This window comes from Ruminococcus bromii (assembly GCF_002834225.1).
GTDB classification, from domain to species: domain Bacteria; phylum Bacillota; class Clostridia; order Oscillospirales; family Acutalibacteraceae; genus Ruminococcoides; species Ruminococcoides bromii.
Genome location: NZ_NNSR01000037.1, coordinates 1 through 1,653, shown reverse-complemented (window position 1 = coordinate 1,653; position 1,653 = coordinate 1). Strand labels below are relative to the sequence as shown.

The window sequence follows — 1,653 nt, the reverse complement described above, 5'->3', positions numbered from 1 at the left end:
ATTTCCTATTGCAGTTTGTTATAGCGGTAACTGCGAGTGACGGTGATTGCTATATGTCAAACTTCCGTCCTCGCCAATGTGGCTTGTTCATAGTCATACTTTCATCAACGCTCTCCCTAAAAACAGTCCACAGGACTGTTTTCTTAACGGTCGCCTTCAAGTCCCGTCATCGCTTGCTGGTACAAATTAAAAGAGGATTGATATTTTATATCAATCCTCTTTTAATGGTGCGAGTGACGGGACTTGAACCCGTACGTCGTGAAACACACGCCCCTCAAACGTGCCTGTCTGCCTATTCCAGCACACTCGCATTTATTAAGTTGTGAATCTCTCGACTCAACAGTCAACATTGTATCACAAGGCATTTAACTTGTCAATAGATATTTGAAAGTTTTTTCAAATTTTTTACATTATTTTTTCTCTGTCAACAAAAAACGCATAAAAACTGAAACTTTATACCTTTTGACAAGATGACACCGTGACAGACAGTATCCCGATATCATCTTATTTTATCGCATTTAGCCGAGAATTTTTTCTGCAACTTTTGGCAATTCATCAAACGAACTAATTGTGTATTCGGAATTTTCCGTTGTGCCGAATCCGTATGATGCAAACACGAACGGAATTTCTGCATCTTTTGCGGCAATTTGATCGCCGATTGTATCGCCGAGATACACAGCCTTATCAATGCTGTTTCTCTTAATAACAAGCTTTATATTCTCCCCTTTTGTCTGATTGGTTCTGCCCGACATTTCAAAATCGGAGAAATATTTTTCAAGCTTATGAGCGAACAGGAACGCCTCTATATATCCGCACTGACAATTGCTGATTATGCCGAGAAAATAATTCTTTGAAAGAATTTCAAGTGTACTTTCAAGATTATCATACAAATGACCGCCTGTTTTGCGAAGTGACGGAATCTGTTCAGCGCAACATTCCTTTACAATTGCGACCGAGTTTTCAAGCGGAAGCTCGGGCAACATTATTGACGCAATCTGTTCAACCGTTTTTCCCATATAACTGTTCATTTCTTCAAGTGTGACTTGCTTTGTTGTTTCTTTATGTTTTTTAAGTACATCATTCCACACAGGCAAAATCACATCAGAAGTGTGCCACATTGTGCCGTCAAGGTCAAATAAAACTGCTTTTTTCATAAATTCATATCTCCATATCAAATATGCTTAACGGACTCCCGTTGCCAAAAACGATATTATCACAACGGATTTTGCTTGTCAAGGTATGGTGCTGTAAATATGTTTATCTAACATTTGTTTTATTTGATGAAGTTTGAGTATTCATTTATAGCGGTAACTGCGAGTGACGGTGATTGCTATATGTCAAACTTTCGTCCTCGCCAATGCGGCTTGTTCATAGTCATACTTTCATCAATGCTCTCCCTAAAAACAGTTGTTTTCTTCTATCCACTTTTGTTTTTACGGTTACTCTCTCCCCGTCTGAAATACAGTCGCATTGCTCCCTTTTTCCGCCACAGGCGGCGGTCGCAAGGCTACCTCAAGTCCTATCATATTTCCTATTGCAGTTTGTTATAGCGGTAACTGCGAGTGACGGTGATTACTATATGTCAAACTTCCGTCCTCGCCAATGCGGCTTGTTCATAGTCATACTTTCATCAACGCTCTCCCTAAAAACAGT

General features: G+C 39.7%; 1 protein-coding gene and 1 tRNA gene. Both read right to left on the bottom strand.

The genetic code is table 11. From position 1 onward, the window contains the following. Positions 1 to 225: 225 nt before the first annotated feature. A tRNA-Leu gene (locus RBATCC27255_RS03420) sits at positions 226 to 310 on the bottom strand. Positions 311 to 518: 208 nt separating this feature from the next. Further along, entirely contained in the window at positions 519 to 1,154 is a 636-nt protein-coding gene (locus RBATCC27255_RS03415) for an HAD family hydrolase (RefSeq protein WP_101028752.1), read from the bottom strand. Positions 1,155 to 1,653: the final 499 nt, after the last annotated feature.

Excerpts from the sequence above, each read along its gene's own strand:
- RBATCC27255_RS03415 (WP_101028752.1), bottom strand. The coding sequence starts at position 1,154 with ATGAAAAAAGCAGTTTTATTTGACCTTGACGGCACAATGTGGCACACT.